General features: G+C 57.1%; 1 protein-coding gene. It reads right to left on the bottom strand.

From position 1 onward, the window contains the following. Window positions 1-53 precede the first annotated feature (53 nt). The gene (locus WFK85_RS23330) at window positions 54-1,196 is read right to left on the bottom strand and encodes an IS481 family transposase (protein ID WP_442892348.1); all 1,143 of its coding nucleotides are present in this window, start codon (window positions 1,194-1,196) and stop codon (window positions 54-56) included. Between the last annotated feature and the right edge of the window lie 89 nt (window positions 1,197-1,285).

Genomic DNA, 1,285 nt, shown 5'->3' with positions numbered 1-1,285 from the left:
TGTACAGTCCGGGGACATGGTAGACAGGTGTTCGCAGACATGGTGAACACTTTTTAACATCCTTTACCCATGGTGATCGACTCATTCTTCAGGTCGATCACCCCCACTTTCGTGCTGTACCACCACACTTCATAACACCCGTCTTCCATCGTCTCTTTCAGTCCCACATATTCTCCTCTGAACGCTTTACCTGCCTTCAGACTGCTGCCCCTGAAGCTCAGCTTTCCGCTGATATCTACCTTCCGTACCTCCACTCCCTCATCGTATTCCGGTGGCTTAACGTCTGCACTGTACTGCCGCGACGATGGCTGATATCGCGAAGCCGGTGCCTTCATCGCGAGGGCCTCGTGGGGCCGCTCCAGGTTATACACCGTCCGCCAGTGGTCGAAGGCCCGTTGCAACTGCTGGCTGTCCGTAAACCACTGGCCCTGCAGCACTTCCGCCTTCAGACTGCGGTGAAAACGCTCCAGCTTGCCCTGTGTCTGTGGGTGGTAAGGCCGGGAATGGCTCACCCGGATACTCTGGCGCATCAGCCACAGTTCCAGTGCTGTCCAGGTCCCGGTGGTATCTCCCCACGGCGCACCGTTATCCATCGTCATCCTCTCCGGCAGGCCATAGCGTTCAAAGACATTAATCAGTTGGGTCTGCACGGTGACACGGCGTTCATCGGTACAGTGAGCCAGACAGAGTGAAAAGCGGGAATGATCGTCCAGCAGCGTCAGCGGATGGCTGCGGCCACCGGCAAAGGAAAAGTGGCCCTTAAAATCCATCTGCCAGAGCTGGTTAGGCGCACTGTGTTCATAGCGGCCGGTAGCCGGGATGCCGGGAGGAACACCGGGCAGCAGACCGTGACGGGCCATCAGCTTATGAACGGTACTGAAGGCGGGCAACTGATGCCCGTGGTCTTCAAGCCAGCCCTTAATCTTGCGGGCCCCCCAGCGTGGATGTGTGGCATGTGCCATCCGCAGCAGGTCGGTAATGCTGTCGTCGGTTCTTGCGGGGGAAAAGTGTGGTGCACGTGAACGGTCAGCAAGACCGGCAGTGCCGTCCTGTAACCAGCGATGAAGCCACTTGTAGCCAGTGGCAGGAGAAATGCCATAGCGACGGCACAGAAGACGAATGTTCGCCCCGTCCTGCGAGGCGAGCAGAACAAACTCAGAACGTAATGACATGGTATCTCTCGCATCCCACGGCATAAGCGGCTCCATAAACGGGTTCTTATGCCTTAGTTGTAAGTGTCTACCATGTCCCCGAACAAGTGTTCACGATGTCCCCGGACCGTACA

This window comes from Cedecea sp. VD22 (assembly GCF_037150195.1).
Lineage (GTDB): Bacteria > Pseudomonadota > Gammaproteobacteria > Enterobacterales > Enterobacteriaceae > Cedecea.
Note: the sequence above shows the minus strand (reverse complement) of the source record. Positions and strands in the feature narration are given on the sequence as shown.

Coding starts and splice junctions, on each gene's coding strand:
- WFK85_RS23330 (WP_442892348.1), bottom strand. CDS start 1,196: ATGCCGTGGGATGCGAGAGATACCATGTCATTACGTTCTGAGTTTGTT.